The 739-nt window shown below is 71.7% G+C and carries 2 protein-coding genes; one reads left to right on the top strand and one right to left on the bottom strand.

Annotation, left to right across the window (positions count from 1 at the left end; translation table 11 throughout):
- The first annotated feature begins 170 nt into the window (after positions 1-170).
- Complete coding sequence (locus E6R62_RS37745) at positions 171-488, top strand: hypothetical protein (protein ID WP_136217937.1); 318 nt, start codon at positions 171-173, stop codon at positions 486-488.
- A gap of 12 nt (positions 489-500) precedes the next feature.
- Here E6R62_RS37745 and E6R62_RS37740 read toward each other — a convergent pair.
- The coding region (locus E6R62_RS37740; RefSeq protein WP_206308990.1) for a dihydrofolate reductase family protein at positions 501-739 on the bottom strand (239 nt) is incomplete at its 5' end.

Genomic DNA, 739 nt, shown 5'->3' with positions numbered 1-739 from the left:
GCTTCTGGTCCGGCGACGATCTGGAGCTGCTGCAGGGCGCCCGGTTGGGGCCGGAGATTCCCGTCGAAATGTCTCTACCGGGTGGGACTCTCCCTCCTGAGGGATAGGGCATTCCCGAGGTGTTGCCCGTGTTGATCGGTGCGCGGGAAGGTCTGCACAGGAGGGCCGTCATGGACGAGGTACTCGCCCGCCGAGAAGCGTCGCCGGACCGGGCCGCACAGCACCGGCACTGGCGTCGACCCGATCACGTGGGAGACATCCTCGCGACCGCTTGGAGCTCCGCTGCCGCAGAGCCGCGCGAGATCCGGGTGCGCCCCGAGGTCTACCACCGCATCCTCGCCGAGCTCGACCCGGTCGAGCGGGCGCTCGTCGAGGAGCGACGCCTGCTCGGCTCGCCCATCGCGCTCCCGCTCGTGGTCGACGCCCAGCTGCCCCTGCTCCCCGGGTTCGAGCTCGTGCGTGCCCGGCCGCACGCGACCGCGGCCTGACGAAGGTCCGGGTCAGGCGTTCCGGCGCACCCGGTAGGTGGACTGCACCATGCCGCCGGGATAGGTCTGCGTGCGGACGTGCTCGAGCGGGATGTCGGCCGTCAGCTCGCCGAACGGCGTGTGTCCCGTGCCGATCAGCACCGGCACCCGGGAGAGCGTCAGGTCCACGACCAGACCCGCCCGCAGGAACTGGTGCACGGTGCGCCCGCCGTCGACGTACACCCGCCGGTAGCCGGCCGCGGTTCCTGCCG

Origin of the sequence: Streptomyces sp. A1136 (assembly GCF_004795055.1) — a bacterium.
Taxonomy (GTDB): Bacteria; Actinomycetota; Actinomycetes; order Streptomycetales; family Streptomycetaceae; genus Streptomyces.
The sequence above is the reverse complement of the archived record's forward strand: the minus strand, read 5'-3'. Positions and strand labels throughout refer to the sequence as shown.

Coding starts and splice junctions, on each gene's coding strand:
- E6R62_RS37745 (WP_136217937.1), top strand. CDS start 171: ATGGACGAGGTACTCGCCCGCCGAGAAGCGTCGCCGGACCGGGCCGCA.